Origin of the sequence: Streptomyces chartreusis NRRL 3882 (genome assembly GCF_900236475.1) — a bacterium.
In the GTDB taxonomy this organism is placed as follows: Bacteria; Actinomycetota; Actinomycetes; order Streptomycetales; family Streptomycetaceae; genus Streptomyces; species Streptomyces chartreusis_D.
In genome coordinates this window covers 1,605,065-1,620,203 of the sequence record NZ_LT963352.1, presented here as the reverse complement: position 1 = coordinate 1,620,203, position 15,139 = coordinate 1,605,065, and the positions used below count along the sequence as shown (strand labels likewise).

The following is a 15,139-nucleotide window of genomic DNA, read 5'->3' as shown; positions in this document are numbered from 1 at the left end:
TGTCAGGCCTCCGGGATCTCGAACTTGCTGGTGCGCCGCATGCCCGCGGCACGTCCCTTGCCCGCGATGACCAGGGCCATCTTGCGGCTGGCCTCGTCGATCATCTCGTCGCCGAGCATCGCCGAGCCCTTCTTGCCGCCCGCCTCGGACGTGTAGTAGTCGTACGCGTCCAGGATCAGCTCGGCGTGGTCGTAGTCCTCCTGGGACGGCGAGAAGATCTCGTTGGACGCCTCGACCTGGCCCGGGTGCAGCACCCACTTGCCGTCGAAGCCGAGGGCGGCGGCGCGCTGCGCGACCTCGCGGTAGCCGTCGATGTTGCGGATCTGGAGGTAGGGGCCGTCGATGGCCTGGAGGTTGTTGGCGCGGGCGGCCATCAGGATCTTCATCAGGATGTAGTGGTAGGCGTCCGCCGGGTAGCCGGGCGGCTGCTCGCCCACGACCAGCGACTTCATGTTGATGGAGGCCATGAAGTCGGCCGGGCCGAAGATGATGGTCTCGACGCGCTGGGAGGCCTGCGCGATCTCGTTGACGTTGTTCAGGCCCTGGGCGTTCTCGATCTGCGCCTCGATGCCGATCTTGCCGACCTCGAAGCCCATGGTCTTCTCGATCTGGGTCAGCAGCAGGTCCAGCGCGACGATCTGCTGGGCGTCCTGCACCTTCGGCAGCATGATGCAGTCGAGGTTCTGGCCGGCGCCCTCGACCACCGTCACGACGTCGCGGTACGTCCACTCGGTCGTCCAGTCGTTGACCCGGACCACGCGCGTCTTGCCCGTCCAGTCGCCCTCGTTGAGGAACTTCACGATGGTGTGCCGCGCCTCGGGCTTGGCGAGCGGGGCGCACGCGTCCTCCAGGTCCAGGAAGACCTGGTCCGCCGGGAGGCCCTGGGCCTTCTCCAGGAAGCGCGGGTTCGAGCCCGGTACCGCCAGGCAGGAACGCCGGGGGCGAAGGCGGTTGACCGTGGTCATGCGGAGACCTCCAGGGGGTCGAGCTTGTTCGCTTTCCGGATCTCGTCGACGATGCGGCCGATGATTCCGGTGATGTCGAAGTCCTTCGGGGTGAAGACCGCGGCCACTCCGGCTGCCCTGAGCTGCTCGGCATCCCCGTTCGGGATGATGCCACCGGCGATCACCGGGATGTCTGTGGCACCGGCCACACGCAGCCGTTCGAGGACGTCCGGAACCAGCTGGGCGTGCGAGCCGGACAGGATGGACAGGCCGACCGCGTGCACGTCCTCGGCGAGGGCGGCGTCCACGATCTGCTCGGGCGTCAGCCGGATGCCCTGGTAGACCACCTCGAAGCCGGCGTCGCGCGCGCGCACGGCGATCTGCTCGGCACCGTTGGAATGTCCGTCCAGGCCCGGCTTGCCGACCAGGAAGCGCAGCTTGCCCACGCCCAGGTCCTTGGCCGTCAGATCCACCTTGCGGCGGACCAGGGCCAGCGTGCTGCCCTCCTCGGCGGGGACGGCCACCGGCGCCGAGGAGACGCCCGTGGGCGCCCTGAACTCGCCGAACACCTCGCGCAGGGCCCCGGCCCACTCGCCGGTCGTGACCCCGGCGCGGGCGCACTCCAGGGTGGCCTCCATGAGGTTCTCGGTGCCCCGGGCGGCCTCCTTCAGCCGCTCCAGCGCCTTGCAGGGCCTCGGGTGGTTGAAGGGCGGCTGGTAGCGGCTGTCGCGCCACCGCTGGAGCGAGGCGATGACCCGGGCCTCGACCTCCGGGTCGACCGTCTGGATCGCGGTGTCCAGGTCAGCGGTCAGCGGGTTCGGCTCGGTGCCCTCGAAGGCGTTGACACCGATGATCTTCTCCTGGCCGGACTCGATCCGGCCCCGGCGCTCGGCGTGCGAGGCGACCAGCTGCGACTTGAGGTAGCCGGACTCGACGGCCGCCATCGCGCCGCCCATCTCCTGGATGCGGTCGATCTCCGCGGACGCGGCCTCGACCAGTTCGTCCACCTTCGCCTCGATGACCTTCGAGCCCTCGAAGATGTCCTCGTACTCCAGCAGATCGCTCTCGTACGCCAGCACCTGCTGGATGCGCAGCGACCACTGCTGGTCCCAGGGGCGGGGCAGACCGAGCGCCTCGTTCCAGGCGGGGAGCTGCACCGCACGCGCGCGTGCGTCCTTGGAGAGGGTCACGGCCAGCATCTCCAGGACGATCCGCTGGACGTTGTTCTCCGGTTGCGCCTCGGTCAGGCCGAGGGAGTTGACCTGGACGCCGTAGCGGAAGCGGCGGTGCTTGGGGTTCTCGATGCCGTACCGCTCACGGGTGATCCGGTCCCAGATGCGGCCGAACGCCCGCATCTTGCACATCTCCTCGATGAAGCGGACGCCCGCGTTCACGAAGAAGGAGATCCGTCCGACGACGTCGCCCATGCGCTCCTGGGGCACCTGCCCCGAGTCGCGCACGGCGTCGAGAACGGCGATCGCGGTGGACATCGCGTACGCGATCTCCTGGACCGGCGTGGCGCCCGCCTCCTGCAAGTGGTAGCTGCAGATGTTGATCGGGTTCCACTTCGGGATGTGGGAGACCGTGTACGCGATCATGTCCGTCGTCAGACGGAGGCTCGGTCCCGGCGGGAAGACGTGCGTGCCGCGGGACAGGTACTCCTTGACGATGTCGTTCTGGGTCGTGCCCTGGAGCTTGGTGATGTCCGCGCCCTGCTCCTCGGCCACGACCTGGTAGAGCGCCAGCAGCCACATGGCCGTGGCGTTGATGGTCATCGAGGTGTTCATCTGCTCCAGGGGGATGTCCTGGAACAGCCGGCGCATGTCACCGACGTGCGCGATCGGCACGCCGACCCGGCCGACCTCGCCGCGGGCGAGGATGTGGTCGGAGTCGTAGCCGGTCTGGGTCGGCAGGTCGAACGCCACCGACAGACCCGTCTGGCCCTTGGCGAGGTTGCGCCGGTACAGCTCGTTGGACGCCTCGGCCGTGGAGTGGCCGGCGTAGGTCCGCATGAGCCACGGACGGTCCTTCTGACGCTCTGTCATCCAGCAGCCCTCAGATGTTCCGGAAGCGGTTGATGGCGTCGATGTGCTTGGCGCGCTTCTCGTGGTCGCGCACGCCCAGGCCCTCCTCGGGGGCCATGCACAGCACGCCGACCTTGCCCTGGTGGAGGTTGCGGTGCACGTCGTAGGCGGCCTGGCCGGTGTCCTGGAGGGAGTACACCTTCGACAGGGTCGGGTGGATCTTGCCCTTCGCGATGAGCCGGTTGGCCTCCCAGGCCTCGCGGTAGTTGGCGAAGTGCGAGCCGATGATCCGCTTCAGCGACATCCACAGGTAGCGGTTGTCGTACTCGTGCATGTAGCCCGAGGTGGAGGCGCAGGTGGTGATGGTGCCGCCCTTGCGGGTGACGAAGACGCTCGCGCCGAAGGTCTCGCGGCCGGGGTGCTCGAAGACGATGTCGATGTCCTCGCCGCCGGTGAGCTCGCGGATGCGCTTGCCGAAGCGCTTCCACTCCTTGGGGTCCTGTGTGTTCTCGTCCTTCCAGAACCTGTAGCCCTCGGCGTTGCGGTCGATGATCGCCTCGGCGCCCATCGAGCGGCAGATCTCGGCCTTCTGCGGCGAGGACACGACACAGATCGGGTTGGCGCCGCCGGCCAGCGCGAACTGGGTGGCGTAACTGCCGAGTCCGCCGCTCGCGCCCCAGATGAGCACGTTGTCGCCCTGCTTCATGCCGGCGCCGTTGCGGGAGACCAGCTGCCGGTAGGCGGTGGAGTTGACCAGGCCGGGGGCGGCGGCCTCCTCCCAGCTGAGGTGGTCGGGCTTGGGCATCAGCTGGTTGGACTTGACCAGGGCGATCTCGGCGAGGCCGCCGAAGTTGGTCTCGAAGCCCCAGATGCGCTGCTCGGGGTCGAGCATCGTGTCGTTGTGGCCGTCGCTGGACTCCAGCTCGACGGACAGGCAGTGCGCGACGACCTCGTCACCGGGGTGCCAGGCGTTGACGCCCGGGCCGGTGCGCAGGACGACGCCCGCGAGGTCGGAGCCGATGATGTGGTACGGCAGGTCGTGGCGCTTGGCCAGCTCGCTGGTGCGGCCGTAGCGCTCCAGGAAGCCGAAGGTGGACAGCGGCTCGAAGATCGACGTCCACACCGAGTTGTAGTTGACCGACGAGGCCATGACGGCCACCAGGGCCTCGCCCGGGCCGAGCTCGGGCAGCGGCACCTCGTCCAGGTGGATCGACTTGCGGGGGTCCTTGTCGCGCGTGGCGAGCCCGGCGAACATCTCCGTCTCGTCCTTGTGCACGGTGATCGCGCGGTACGACTCGGGGAGCGGGAGGGCGGCGAAGTCCTCCGACGTGGAGTCGGGCGACTGGATCGCGGCCAGGATGTCCTTCACGGTCACGGTGTTGCCTCCGGCGGTGAGCGCCCTGAGGGAGGGGCGCCGATGGTTACGTCGGTGCTGCTGAGGGTTGGAGGGGTGCCGTCGGTTCGGCGGTGGTGCTGTTCGGCAGCGCTGGTGGCGCGGGAGGTTGCCTGTGACGCAGGCGTCCGGGCGGGCAGGCGCTGGGCTTGCTGGGACATCGCCCGGACCTCTTCAACGTATGACACCGCGTGTCACCCCGCAAGGCACTGAGTGCCAGAACTTGGCCTCAGATGAAATCTTTACGTAACAAATGAGCGATGATCGATCGAACGGCCTCGGAGAGAGCCTGCAAAACGGCCTCTGACATGCCAAAACGGCCACCCCGAGGGGTGGCCGTCATCACACGGGCGAAGAGGGCTCAGCGCTCCTTGAGGGCCTGTTCGATCGTCCGCATGACCTCGTCCAGCGGGGCGTCGGTACGGGCGACGGTCACCAGCACCTCGCCCTGGGCCGAGGCCGTGGCCGCGGCCGGCTGCGCCTCCGTGGAGCGCCCGGCCCCGATCCCCGTGCCGAACGTCTTGCGCACGATCGCGAAGGCGTGGTCCAACTGCGCCTCCACGTCCCCCTGCCCGCCCGCCCGCAGCCAGCGCCGCAGGACGTGGTTGTGGGCGGTGACCACGGCGGACGCGGCGACCTCCGCCAGCAGCGGATCGTCGTTGGCGTCGTCGGCGTGCGCGCGCTCGTCGAAGTGGCCGAGGAGGTAGCGGGTGAACAGGCGCTCGTAGCGGGCCACCGACGCGATCTCCGCCTCGCGCAGCGTGGGCACCTCGCGTGTCAGCTTGTAGCGGGCGACCGAGATCTCCGGCCGGGCCGCGTACATCTTCATGACTTCCTTGATGCCGCGGCACACCGTGTCGAGCGGATGCTCGTGCGCGGGCGCGGCGTTGAGCACCGCCTCGGCCCGGACCAGGGTGTCGTCGTGGTCGGGGAAGATCGCCTCTTCCTTGGAACGGAAGTGGCGGAAGAAGGTGCGGCGTGCGACCCCGGCCTGGGCCGCGATCTCGTCGACGGTGGTCGCCTCGTACCCCTTGGTCGCGAACAGCTCCATCGCGGCGGCCGCCAGTTCCCGGCGCATCTTGAGCCGCTGGGCGGCGGCGCGAGAGCCTGCGGCACTTTCCGGCGCGTCGGTCGTAGCTGGTGTACGTGCGGACTTGGCGGGCTGGGACATGCCCTGAACGTACTGCATGTGCGCAGCTCGGTGCGCATGACCTGGTTCTCCGCCGCCGCCAGGGGGCGGCGGGAGCCGGTCCGGGCCGAGCAGGCCGCCCCACTCCGCGCCGGACCGGAACCAGTCGCCGGGACCCTCAGCGCTTGGCATATTCGCGGAAGCCTCGGCCGGTCTTGCGGCCGAGGCAGCCCGCGGCCACCAGGTGCTCCAGGAGCGGTGCCGGGGCGAGCCCCGGGTCGCGGAACTCGCGGTGCAGGACCTTCTCGATGGCGAGCGAGACGTCGAGCCCGACGACGTCCAGCAGCTCGAACGGGCCCATCGGGTAACCGCCGCCCAGCTTCATCGCCGCGTCGATGTCGTCGAGCGACGCGTAGTGCTCCTGCACCATCTTGATCGCGTTGTTCAGGTACGGGAAGAGCAGCGCGTTCACGATGAAGCCCGCACGGTCGCCGCAGTCGACCGGGTGCTTCCTGATCCGGCCGCAGACCTCGCGGACCGTCGCGTGGACGTCGTCGGCCGTCAGCACCGTACGGACGACCTCGACCAGCTTCATGGCCGGCGCCGGGTTGAAGAAGTGCATGCCGATCACGTCCTGCGGGCGCGAGGTGGCCCGGGCGCAGGCCACGACCGGCAGGGACGAGGTGGTGGTGGCCAGGATCGCGCCGGGCTTGCAGACCTTGTCCAGCGCGGCGAACAGGTGCCGCTTGACCTCCAGGTCCTCGGCGACCGCCTCGAGGGCCAGGTCGACGTCGGCGAAGTCGTCGTAGGTGCCCGTCGGCGTGATGAGGTCCAGGGTCCGGGCGGCGGCCTCGGCGGTCATCCGGCCCTTGTCGACCGAGCGGGACAGGGACTTGCCGATGCGGGCCTTCGCGGTCTGGGCCTTCTCCTCGCTGCGGGCGGCGAGGACCACCTCGTACCCGGCCTTGGCGAAGACCTCGGCGATGCCGGAGGCCATGGTGCCCGAGCCCGCGACACCGACCGATCGGACCTCCCGGCCCGGGGCCAGGCTGCCGCCCTCCAGCGGGGTCAGCGCGTCCCGCACGACGGTGCCGCTGCCCGGCGTCTCGTAGGTGTAGAACCCGCGTCCCGCCTTGCGGCCGGTCAGGCCCGCCTCGCTCAGCTGCTTGAGGATCGGCGCCGGGGCGTGCAGCCGGTCGCGGGACGCGGCGTACATCGCCTCCAGGACCGTGCGCGCGGTGTCGACACCGATCAGGTCGAGCAGTGCCAGCGGGCCCATCGGCAGTCCGCAGCCCAGCCGCATCGCGGCGTCGATGTCCTCGCGGGAGGCGTACTTCGCCTCGTACATCGCGGCGGCCTGGTTGAGGTAGCCGAACAGCAGGCCGTCGGCGACGAACCCGGGGCGGTCGCCGACGGCGACCGGCTCCTTGCCCAGGTCGAGGGCGAGATCGGTGACCGCCGTGACGGCGGCCGGCGCGGTCAGCACCGAGGAGACGACCTCGACCAGCCGCATCGCCGGGGCAGGGTTGAAGAAGTGCAGGCCCAGCACGCGCTCCGGACGGGCCGAGTCGGCGGCGAGCCGGGTGACCGACAGGGCGTTGGTGCCGGTCGCCAGGATGGTCTCCGGCCGCACGATCCCGTCCAGTTCCCGGAAGATCTGCTGCTTGATCTCGTACGACTCCGGCGCCACCTCGATGACCAGGTCGGCGCCGGCCGCGGCCCGCAGGTCGGTGGAGGTGCGGACGCGGTCCAGGATCTCCGCGCGGTCCTGCTCGGTCAGCCGGCCGCGCTCGACGCCACGGGCGGTGGAGGACTCCAGGGCGGCGACGCACTTCGCGGCCTGGGCCTCGCTGATGTCGATGCCGACGACCTCGCGGCCGGCCTTGGCGAGGACCTCGGCGATGCCGGTGCCCATCGTGCCGAGGCCGACGACGGCGATGGTGCGCAGCGGGGACAGGGACGGGTCGGACAGGGGAGTGGCCATCGCGGGACTCCAGGATGAGGGTGACGACGGGGAACGCCTCCCGGGTGCGCCGACTACGGCCCGGCGGGAGCCGGGCCCCGGGCGCACCGGGTGCGTGAGAAGTGCGGGTGTTGGCCGGGCTGCGAGCGCACACGCCCGGTGCCGTCGGGCCGGGCGTGCACACGCCCGGTGAACGGCGGTTCCGACCGGCCCTGTCCCGGGGCCGAGCCGTACTGCGGTACCTGAAGTACCGAACCGACTGCTCTCGCGGTGGCCGCGTCACCAGACCGCCGCGAGGAGATACGAGTGGGTAACTCGCTCGTCTGAGCTTAACTCGCGGGTAACGAGCGCGCCAGCCCTCGGGTTTGTGATGTACGTCCCGCGCAGCTCGCGGCGCCCCTAATCTCTCAGTCATGGACGAAGAGTTGCGATCACTCACGGAGCGCTTACGGCAGGAGTCGGGGGCCTCGCCCGCCTTCGAGCGGCTCGTGGCGACCGACGACCTCGACGCCTTGGCCGCGGTGCTGACCGAACCCGGGCAGCCCTTGTGGGCGCGGGAGCTGGCCGCCTTCCGGCTGGGACTCGCCGGGGACCGGCGCGCCTTCGAGTCCCTGGTGCTGTTGCTCAACCACCGCGATCCGCCGCGCTGTGCCTCCGCCGCCCACGCCCTCGCCCGCCTCGGCGACCCGCGCACCGCCCGCGCGGCCGCCGCCCTCGCCACCAACGAGCTGAGGGTCGCCTACGCCCTGCACCCCGTCCGGCTCCTGGTCGAACTGCGCGCCCCGGAGGCCGTGCCCGCCCTGATCACCACCCTCCAGCGACGGCTGCGCCCGCACGACCCGTACCGCCGTGTGGCCCTCGCCTGCGTGGACGGGCTCGGCACGCTGGGCGACGCCCGAGCCAGACCTGTACTGAACGAGGCCCTCGCGCATCCCGTGCTGGCGGAGGCGGCGGTGCGGGCGCTGGGGCGGATTCCGAAACAGAGGTGAGATCAGCGGGGGAGTGCGCGTGCGTACCGCACCTCCGGGACTTCGGTGCCGCCCACCTCGAAGGGTTCCTCGGCGCCGTCCGCGTGGAAGCCGGCCCGCTCGTAGAAGCGGCGGGCCCGGCGGTTCTCCTTGAGGACCCACAGGAGCTGACGGCCGTGGCCCGCGGCGGCGCACCGCGCGACGGACTCGGCGAGCAGGGCCTGCCCCGCGCCGTGTCCCACTTGCTCGGGGTGGACGTAGATGGCGTACAACTCGGCGTCGGAGGTGAGGAGTTCACCGTCCTGGTACGGACCGTGGCAGGCCCAGCCGACGACCTCGCCGCCGGTGTCCTCGGCGACCAGGTTCACCACGCCGGCGGCGGCCTGTGTCAGGTGCCCGCGACGGCGCTCGGCGTCCGCCGCGACACTGAGCCCGTCCAGGTACGACTGCGGCACCAGCCCCCGGTACGCGCTCTGCCAGCCACGGACGCGGATCTCCGCGACGCGGTCGCAGTCGGCGAGCGTCATCTCCCTTATCCGGACTTTCCGCATCCCGAGCGCCCTCGGCCGAGGATTCACCCCGCCACCCCGGCGAGCGCCCGGACCTCGGCGGCGGCCCCGTCGGGGGCGGGAATCCTCGTCAGCTCACTCATGGGTCCATGGTGGACCACGGGTCTGACAGCGCCGCCCCGACGGACCGGTCGGGTGCTCAGCCGCGGAAGCCGAGCAGGCGGTGCAGCATCGAGCCGCGGGCGGACATCGACGCCGCCTTCGACGTCAGCGGCTTGGGGTCCGGCAAGGCGTCGCACACCGCGTCTCGCGTGCCGACGCCGCGCGGCACGGTGCCGTCGGACAGGTAGGTCGCCAGGTACTTGTCCAGGCAGGCGTTCCCGCTCAGCGTGATGCCGTGGTTGCCGCCGCCCTGCTCGACCACCAGGCTGGAGCGCGCCAGCAGGTCGTGGACGGTGACGCCGCCCTCGTACGGAGTGGCCGCGTCGTTCGTCGCCTGGAACAGCAGTGCCGGCGGAAGCTTGCCGTTGGCGATGTCCACCGGCTGCGCCGAGTCGGTCGGCCAGAACGCGCACGGTGCGTTGTACCAGGCGTTGTTCCACGTCATGAACGGCGCCTTCTCGTACGCCGCCCAGTTGTCCTTGCGCCACTGGTGCCAGTCGCGCGGCCAGAAGGCGTCCCGGCACTGCACCGCGGCGTAGATGCTGTAGCTGTTGTCGTCGGCGGCGTCGACAGCGCCGAAGTGCTTGTACGCCTCGACCAGCGGGCCGGTGTTCTTGTGGTTCACATACGCCGCGAACGCCTCGGCCAGGTAGGGCCAGTAGCCGTTGTAATAGCTGCCCGGGACGAAGGTGTCCTCCAGTTCCGAGGCACCCACCTTGCCGCCCGCCGGATTCCTGGCGAGGGCCGCCCGCATCGCGTACCACGCGGCTTCGATCTTCTCCGGATCGGTGCCCAGCCGGTATCTGGCGTCGTGCTTGGCGACCCAGGCCATGAAGGCGCGGTGGCGGTCGTTGAAGGCGTGGTCCTGGTTGAGGTTCGCGGTGTACCACACGTCGGTGGGGTCGGCGATCGAGTCCAGGACCAGGCGCCGGACCCGCTGCGGGTACAGCTTGGCGTAGACCGCGCCCAGGTAGGTGCCGTACGAGTAGCCGAAGTAGTTGATCTTCCTCGCACCCAGGGCCTGCCGGATCGCATCGATGTCGTGCGCGGCGCTGATCGTGTTGATGTACGGCAGCAGATGCCCGTACTTCTTGGTGCAGGCGGCGGCGAATGACTTGGCGCGGGCGAGGTTGGCCCGCTCGGACTCGGGCGTGGCCGGTACGGAGTCCGGGCGCACCGGGCCGAAGTAGCCGGGCTTGCAGTCGAGGGCGGGCTTGCTCCGGCCCACTCCGCGCGGGTCGAAGCCGATGATGTCGTACTGGGCCGCGACCTCCTTGGGCAGCGAGTTCGCGACGAAACCGGCGAGCGTCAGACCGTCGCCGCCTGGGCCGCCGGGGTTGACCAGCAGCGGGCCCTGGAACTTCGCGGCGGTGTGCGGGACGCGGGACAGCGCGAGGGTGATCTGCCGGCCGTCCGGGTTCGCGTGGTCGAGCGGCACCTTGAGGGACGCGCACTGGAGCATCGGGTAGTCGGTGGTGGCGCACTTCTTCCAGCTGGGTTTCACAGCCCGAAAGGTTTGTGCGGAGTGCGGTGCGCTCGCCTCGGCGGGCACGGCCGTAAGGCTCCCGGCCAGCGCGACGGCGGCGCCGCACAGCACGGCTGCGCGTGTTCTCATGGAGTCCTTCCAGGACGGAGGGCGCGGGCCGCGGGGATCACGGTCCTCGCCGATTCGTCCCGGCAAGCGGCTCCGGAAGAACGTGTTCCGTCAAGACTTGACCCGATTGGGTCGCTGGATGCGCTCGAACGCTCCTATATGAGCGACAGTTGGGTCGGTTCGGGCGTCGGTGGCTCGTCCCGTTCGGGCGGCCGGATCCGGCGCGGCACCTGTGCGCGCGTGGGCCCGATGCCGTACTCCTCGGCCAGTTCGTGCACCTGGCGGGTGATCCGGCGCTGGTACCACTTCGGAGCGTAGGAGCCGTCCGCGTAGAGCCGCTGGTAACGGGGCACCAGGTGCGGATGGTGCTGCTCCAGCCAGGCCATGAACCACTCACGGGCGCCGGGCCGCAGATGCAGCACCAACGGCGTGACGGACGTGGCGCCGGACGCCGCGATCGCCCGCACCGTGGCCCGCAGTTGGGCCGGGTCGTCGCTCAGGAACGGGATCACCGGCGCCATCAGCACACCGCAGCCGATGCCGTGCTCGCCGAAGGTCCGCACGACCTCCAGGCGCCGCTCGGGCGCCGGCGTGCCCGGTTCGACGGTGCGCCACAGCTCCTGGTCGGTGAAGCCGACGGAGACCGATATGCCGACGTCGGTCACCTCCGCGGCCTGCCTGATCAGGTCCAGGTCACGCAGGATCAGGGTGCCCTTGGTCAGGATCGAGAAGGGGTTCGCGTGGTCGCGCAGGGCCGAGATGATGCCCGGCATCAGGCGGTACCGGCCCTCGGCGCGCTGGTAGCAGTCGACGTTCGTGCCCATCGCGATGTGCTCGCCCTGCCAGCGGCGCGAGCCGAGCTGCCTGCGCAGCAGCTCCGGCGCGTTGATCTTGACCACGATCTGGGAGTCGAAGCCGAGGCCCGTGTCGAGGTCGAGATAGCTGTGCGTCTTGCGCGCGAAGCAGTACACACACGCGTGTGAGCAGCCGCGATAAGGGTTGACCGTCCACTGGAACGACATCCGCGAGACCGCCGGCACCCGGTTGATGATCGAGCGGGCCCGGATCTCGTGGAAGGTGATCCCGCGGAACTCCGGTGTGTCGAAGGTGCGGGTCGTCACCGCGTCCGCGCCGAACAGCGCGCCGTCGGCCCGGCTGTGTTCGGAGTCCACTGTGAGGTTCTCCCAGCGCATGACGCCTCCTCGGTAGCACTGCCCCCAGAATAGAACACATGTTCCTTTGATCGTGCGAGGGTGTTTTCCGAACGCGTTCGACCGGGTTGGACGCCCCCGATTTGGGGGGCCGGGCAGCGGGGTGGTTGGCTTGCCCCGACCCCCGAGAACCCATGTCCTGGAGGAACCTGATGGCGCAGGTCGAGGCCACTACGGAGCGGATCGTCGCGGCGGACGCGGAGACGGTGTTCGACGCCCTCGCCGACTACAGCGGCACGCGCGCGAAGCTGCTGCCCGAACAGTTCAGCGAATACGAGGTCCGGGAGGGCGGTGACGGTGAGGGCACCCTCGTCCACTGGAAGCTCCAGGCCACCAGCAAGCGCGTGCGTGACTGCCTCCTGGAGGTCAGCGAGCCCACCGACGGCGAGCTGGTCGAGAAGGACCGCAACTCCTCCATGGTCACCACCTGGCGGGTCACGCCGGCCGGCGAGGGCAAGTCCCGGGTCGTCGTGACCACGACCTGGACCGGCGCCGGCGGCATCGGCGGCTTCTTCGAGAAGACCTTCGCGCCCAAGGGCCTCGGCCGCATCTACGACGCGCTGCTCGCCCGGCTCGCCGCCGAGGTCGAGAAGTAGCCTCCCCAAGGCCCGGGCCGCCAGGGGTCGTTGTGCCCCTCACCGGTTCGGGTGATCTGCCTACGGTTCGCTCCTGTGCCGTAACTCGTCGCGCTTGCTCGTAGTTGTCGCTTTTACGCGGGAATTGTGCGGCAGCGCGACGAGGGGAGCGGTAGGTGGGCGGGATCACTCTGGCGCAGGACGAACCGGCGGTGGCACCTCCCGAACCTCCCGCGCCATCACCGGCCCCGGCCGCCGAACCGAGCCCGCGCAGAGTGCGGTTGGTCTTCCTCGCACTCATGCTGGCCCTGCTCCTGGCAGCTCTGGAGCAGATGATCGTCGCCACCGCGCTCCCGAAGATCGTCGGTGAGCTGCACGGCCTGGACCGGATGTCCTGGGCGATCACCGCCTACCTGCTCACCGCGACCGTCGGACTGCCGATCTACGGCAAGCTGGGCGATCTGCTCGGCCGCAAGGGCGTCTTCCAGTTCGCGATCGTCGTCTTCGTCGCCGGCTCCGCGCTCGCGGGCCGGGCGCAGACCATGGACCAGCTGATCGCCTTCCGCGCCCTCCAGGGCGCCGGCGCGGGCGGCCTCATGATCGGTGTCCAGGCGATCATCGCGGACATCGTGCCCGCGCGGCGGCGCGGCCGCTACATGGGCCTGATCGGCGCCGCCTTCGGACTCGCCTCCGTGGCCGGGCCCCTGCTCGGCGGCTACTTCACCGACCACCTCTCCTGGCGCTGGTGCTTCTACGTCAACGTGCCCTTCGGCCTGGTCACACTGGCCGTCGTCGCCGTCGCGCTGAAGCTGCCGAAACCGGCCGGCAGGGCCCGGCTGGACATCCTCGGCGCGCTGCTGCTCACCGCCGCCTCCACCTGCCTGGTCCTGCTGACCAGCTGGGGCGGCACGGAGTACGCCTGGGACTCGCGCATGATCCTCGGCCTCGGCGCGGGAGCGGCGGTGGCGACCGTCCTCTTCCTCGTCGCCGAGCACTTCGCCGCCGAACCCCTCATCCCGCTGCGGCTGTTCAGGGACTCCGTCTTCAACGTCACCGGCCTGGTAGGTCTGGTGACCGGAGCCGGGCTGTTCGGCGCCGCCAGCTATCTGCCGACCTACCTCCAGATGGCCGACGGGGCCTCCGCCACCGAGTCGGGCCTGCTCATGCTGCCCATGATGGGCGGCATCGTCGGCGCCTCGATCATCGCCGGACAGCTCATCAGCCACACCGGCCGCTACAAGGCCTACCCGATCCTCGGCGGCGCCCTCTCCGTCGCCGGCATGTGGCTGCTGTCCCGCCTCGACGCCGACACGCCCCGGCTGCACTACAGCCTCTGGATGGCCGTCCTCGGTGCCGGCATCGGCATGGTGATGCCGGTGCTGATCCTCGCCGTGCAGAACTCGGTGCGCCCCGCCGACCTCGGCACCGCCACCAGCGCCAACAACTACTTCCGGCAGATCGGCGGCAGCGTGGGAGCCGCCGTCTTCGGCACGCTCTTCGCCGACCGGCTCGCCGACGCCCTGGCCCACCACCTGCCCACGGGCGCGGGCGACCGGCTCCCCGACCCCGAGTCCATCACCCCGCAGCTCGTGCACAGCCTGCCCCCGGAGCTGCGCGACGGCTACATCGGGGCGTACGCCGAGGCCATGCCGAGGATCTTCCTCTACCTGGTGCCGGTGCTCGCCGTCGGGCTGGTCATCGCCCTCTTCCTCAAGGAGAAACCCCTGGTGTCCCACAACCTATCCGTCACCGACCCGGACACGGAGCCGGTGAGCACCCCGATCCCGCAGGCACGCGCTCCCCACACCGCCGGGATCCCCGTCTGCGGCTCGGTGCAGCACCACGACGGGACCGTCGTGCCCCGCGCGGCGCTCACCCTCATCGACGTCACCGGCCGGCAGACCGGACGCGGCGCGAGCGGCGAGGACGGGCGCTACGCGCTGGCCACCCCGGGCCCCGGCTCCTACGTGCTGATCGCCGCCGCGGGCGGCCACCAGCCGCAGGCGGTCTCCGTGACCGTCGGCGAACGCCCCGTCGAACTGGACATCGTCCTGGGCGGCGCGGGCAACCTCGTCGGCACCGTGGTCACCGCCGACGGCACACCCGTACGGGACGCCGGCGTCACCCTCACCAATGTGCACGGCGAGGTCGTGGCCACCACCCGCAGCGGCCGCGAGGGCGGCTACGCCATCACCGATCTGGTGGCCGGCGAGTACACCCTCGCCGCCAGCGCCCCCGCGTTCCGCCCGACCGCGCTCCCCGTCACCGTCCAGGCCGCCCGCGAGACCCGCCGGGACATCGAACTGGCCGGCGGCGCCGTCCTGCGGGGCACCGTCCGGGCGGGCGGCGGCCGGCCCGTGGAGGACGCGCGCGTGACGCTGCTGGACGTGGCGGGCAACGTCGTCGACACCCTCACCACCGGCGCCGACGGCACGTTCCGGTTCGTCGACCTGTCCTCCGGCGAGTACACCGTCATCGCCGCCGGTTACCCGCCCGTCGCCACCGTGCTCCAGGTGGCCGGAGGGGGCCGCACCGAACGTGACCTCCAGCTGGGACACGACGACTGAACCCGCACCGGCGCGCGGGGTCGCACGCCGGTGCGAACCCCGCGCGTGGAATTCCCGCATTGCCGCACACGGCAACCGGCGGTCGCCGTACGGTGGTGAC

At 70.6% G+C, this 15,139-nt stretch carries 11 protein-coding genes; 3 read left to right on the top strand and 8 right to left on the bottom strand.

From position 1 onward, the window contains the following. Window positions 1-2: 2 nt before the first annotated feature. The 5 genes from SCNRRL3882_RS07285 to SCNRRL3882_RS07265 all read right to left on the bottom strand — a co-directional run bounded on the left by SCNRRL3882_RS07285 (window position 3) and on the right by SCNRRL3882_RS07265 (window position 7,474). Complete coding sequence (locus SCNRRL3882_RS07285) at window positions 3-965, bottom strand: HpcH/HpaI aldolase/citrate lyase family protein (protein ID WP_010038783.1); 963 nt, start codon at window positions 963-965, stop codon at window positions 3-5. After that, the gene (locus SCNRRL3882_RS07280) at window positions 962-2,989 is read right to left on the bottom strand and encodes a protein meaA (RefSeq protein WP_010038780.1); all 2,028 of its coding nucleotides are present in this window, start codon (window positions 2,987-2,989) and stop codon (window positions 962-964) included. The genes SCNRRL3882_RS07285 and SCNRRL3882_RS07280 overlap by 4 nt, the downstream gene beginning before the upstream one ends. 10 nt (window positions 2,990-2,999) lie before the next feature. Next, window positions 3,000-4,337 carry a crotonyl-CoA carboxylase/reductase gene (gene ccrA, locus SCNRRL3882_RS07275; RefSeq protein ID WP_010038778.1) on the bottom strand — a complete coding sequence of 446 codons (1,338 nt, stop codon included), beginning with the start codon at window positions 4,335-4,337 and terminating at the stop codon, window positions 3,000-3,002. A gap of 385 nt (window positions 4,338-4,722) precedes the next feature. Then, window positions 4,723-5,532 carry a TetR family transcriptional regulator gene (locus SCNRRL3882_RS07270; protein WP_197709809.1) on the bottom strand — a complete coding sequence of 270 codons (810 nt, stop codon included), beginning with the start codon at window positions 5,530-5,532 and terminating at the stop codon, window positions 4,723-4,725. Window positions 5,533-5,668: 136 nt separating this feature from the next. After that, window positions 5,669-7,474 carry a 3-hydroxyacyl-CoA dehydrogenase family protein gene (locus tag SCNRRL3882_RS07265; protein ID WP_010038774.1) on the bottom strand — a complete coding sequence of 602 codons (1,806 nt, stop codon included), beginning with the start codon at window positions 7,472-7,474 and terminating at the stop codon, window positions 5,669-5,671. A 392-nt stretch (window positions 7,475-7,866) separates the two neighbouring features. Between SCNRRL3882_RS07265 and SCNRRL3882_RS07260 the strand changes: the two genes are divergently transcribed. After that, entirely contained in the window at window positions 7,867-8,442 is a 576-nt protein-coding gene (locus SCNRRL3882_RS07260) for an adenylosuccinate lyase (RefSeq protein WP_010038773.1), read from the top strand. 2 nt (window positions 8,443-8,444) lie between these two features. Here SCNRRL3882_RS07260 and SCNRRL3882_RS07255 read toward each other — a convergent pair whose 3' ends face one another. From SCNRRL3882_RS07255 to SCNRRL3882_RS07245, 3 genes are all read right to left on the bottom strand, one after another. Beyond that, window positions 8,445-8,948, bottom strand: coding sequence for a GNAT family N-acetyltransferase (locus SCNRRL3882_RS07255; protein ID WP_010038772.1), 504 nt, complete (start codon window positions 8,946-8,948; stop codon window positions 8,445-8,447). A gap of 181 nt (window positions 8,949-9,129) precedes the next feature. Further along, entirely contained in the window at window positions 9,130-10,707 is a 1,578-nt protein-coding gene (locus SCNRRL3882_RS07250; protein ID WP_029181099.1) for an alpha/beta hydrolase, read from the bottom strand. Between the two features lie 134 nt (window positions 10,708-10,841). Continuing rightward, the gene (locus SCNRRL3882_RS07245) at window positions 10,842-11,879 is read right to left on the bottom strand and encodes an Rv2578c family radical SAM protein (RefSeq protein WP_010038768.1); all 1,038 of its coding nucleotides are present in this window, start codon (window positions 11,877-11,879) and stop codon (window positions 10,842-10,844) included. Between the two features lie 170 nt (window positions 11,880-12,049). On the opposite strand from SCNRRL3882_RS07245, the gene SCNRRL3882_RS07240 reads away from it, so the two are divergent. Together SCNRRL3882_RS07240 and SCNRRL3882_RS07235 are read left to right on the top strand one after the other, a co-directional pair. Continuing rightward, window positions 12,050-12,493, top strand: coding sequence for an SRPBCC family protein (locus SCNRRL3882_RS07240; protein WP_010038765.1), 444 nt, complete (start codon window positions 12,050-12,052; stop codon window positions 12,491-12,493). Between the two features lie 155 nt (window positions 12,494-12,648). Then, window positions 12,649-15,039 carry an MFS transporter gene (locus SCNRRL3882_RS07235; RefSeq protein ID WP_029181098.1) on the top strand — a complete coding sequence of 797 codons (2,391 nt, stop codon included), beginning with the start codon at window positions 12,649-12,651 and terminating at the stop codon, window positions 15,037-15,039. Window positions 15,040-15,139 lie beyond the last annotated feature (100 nt).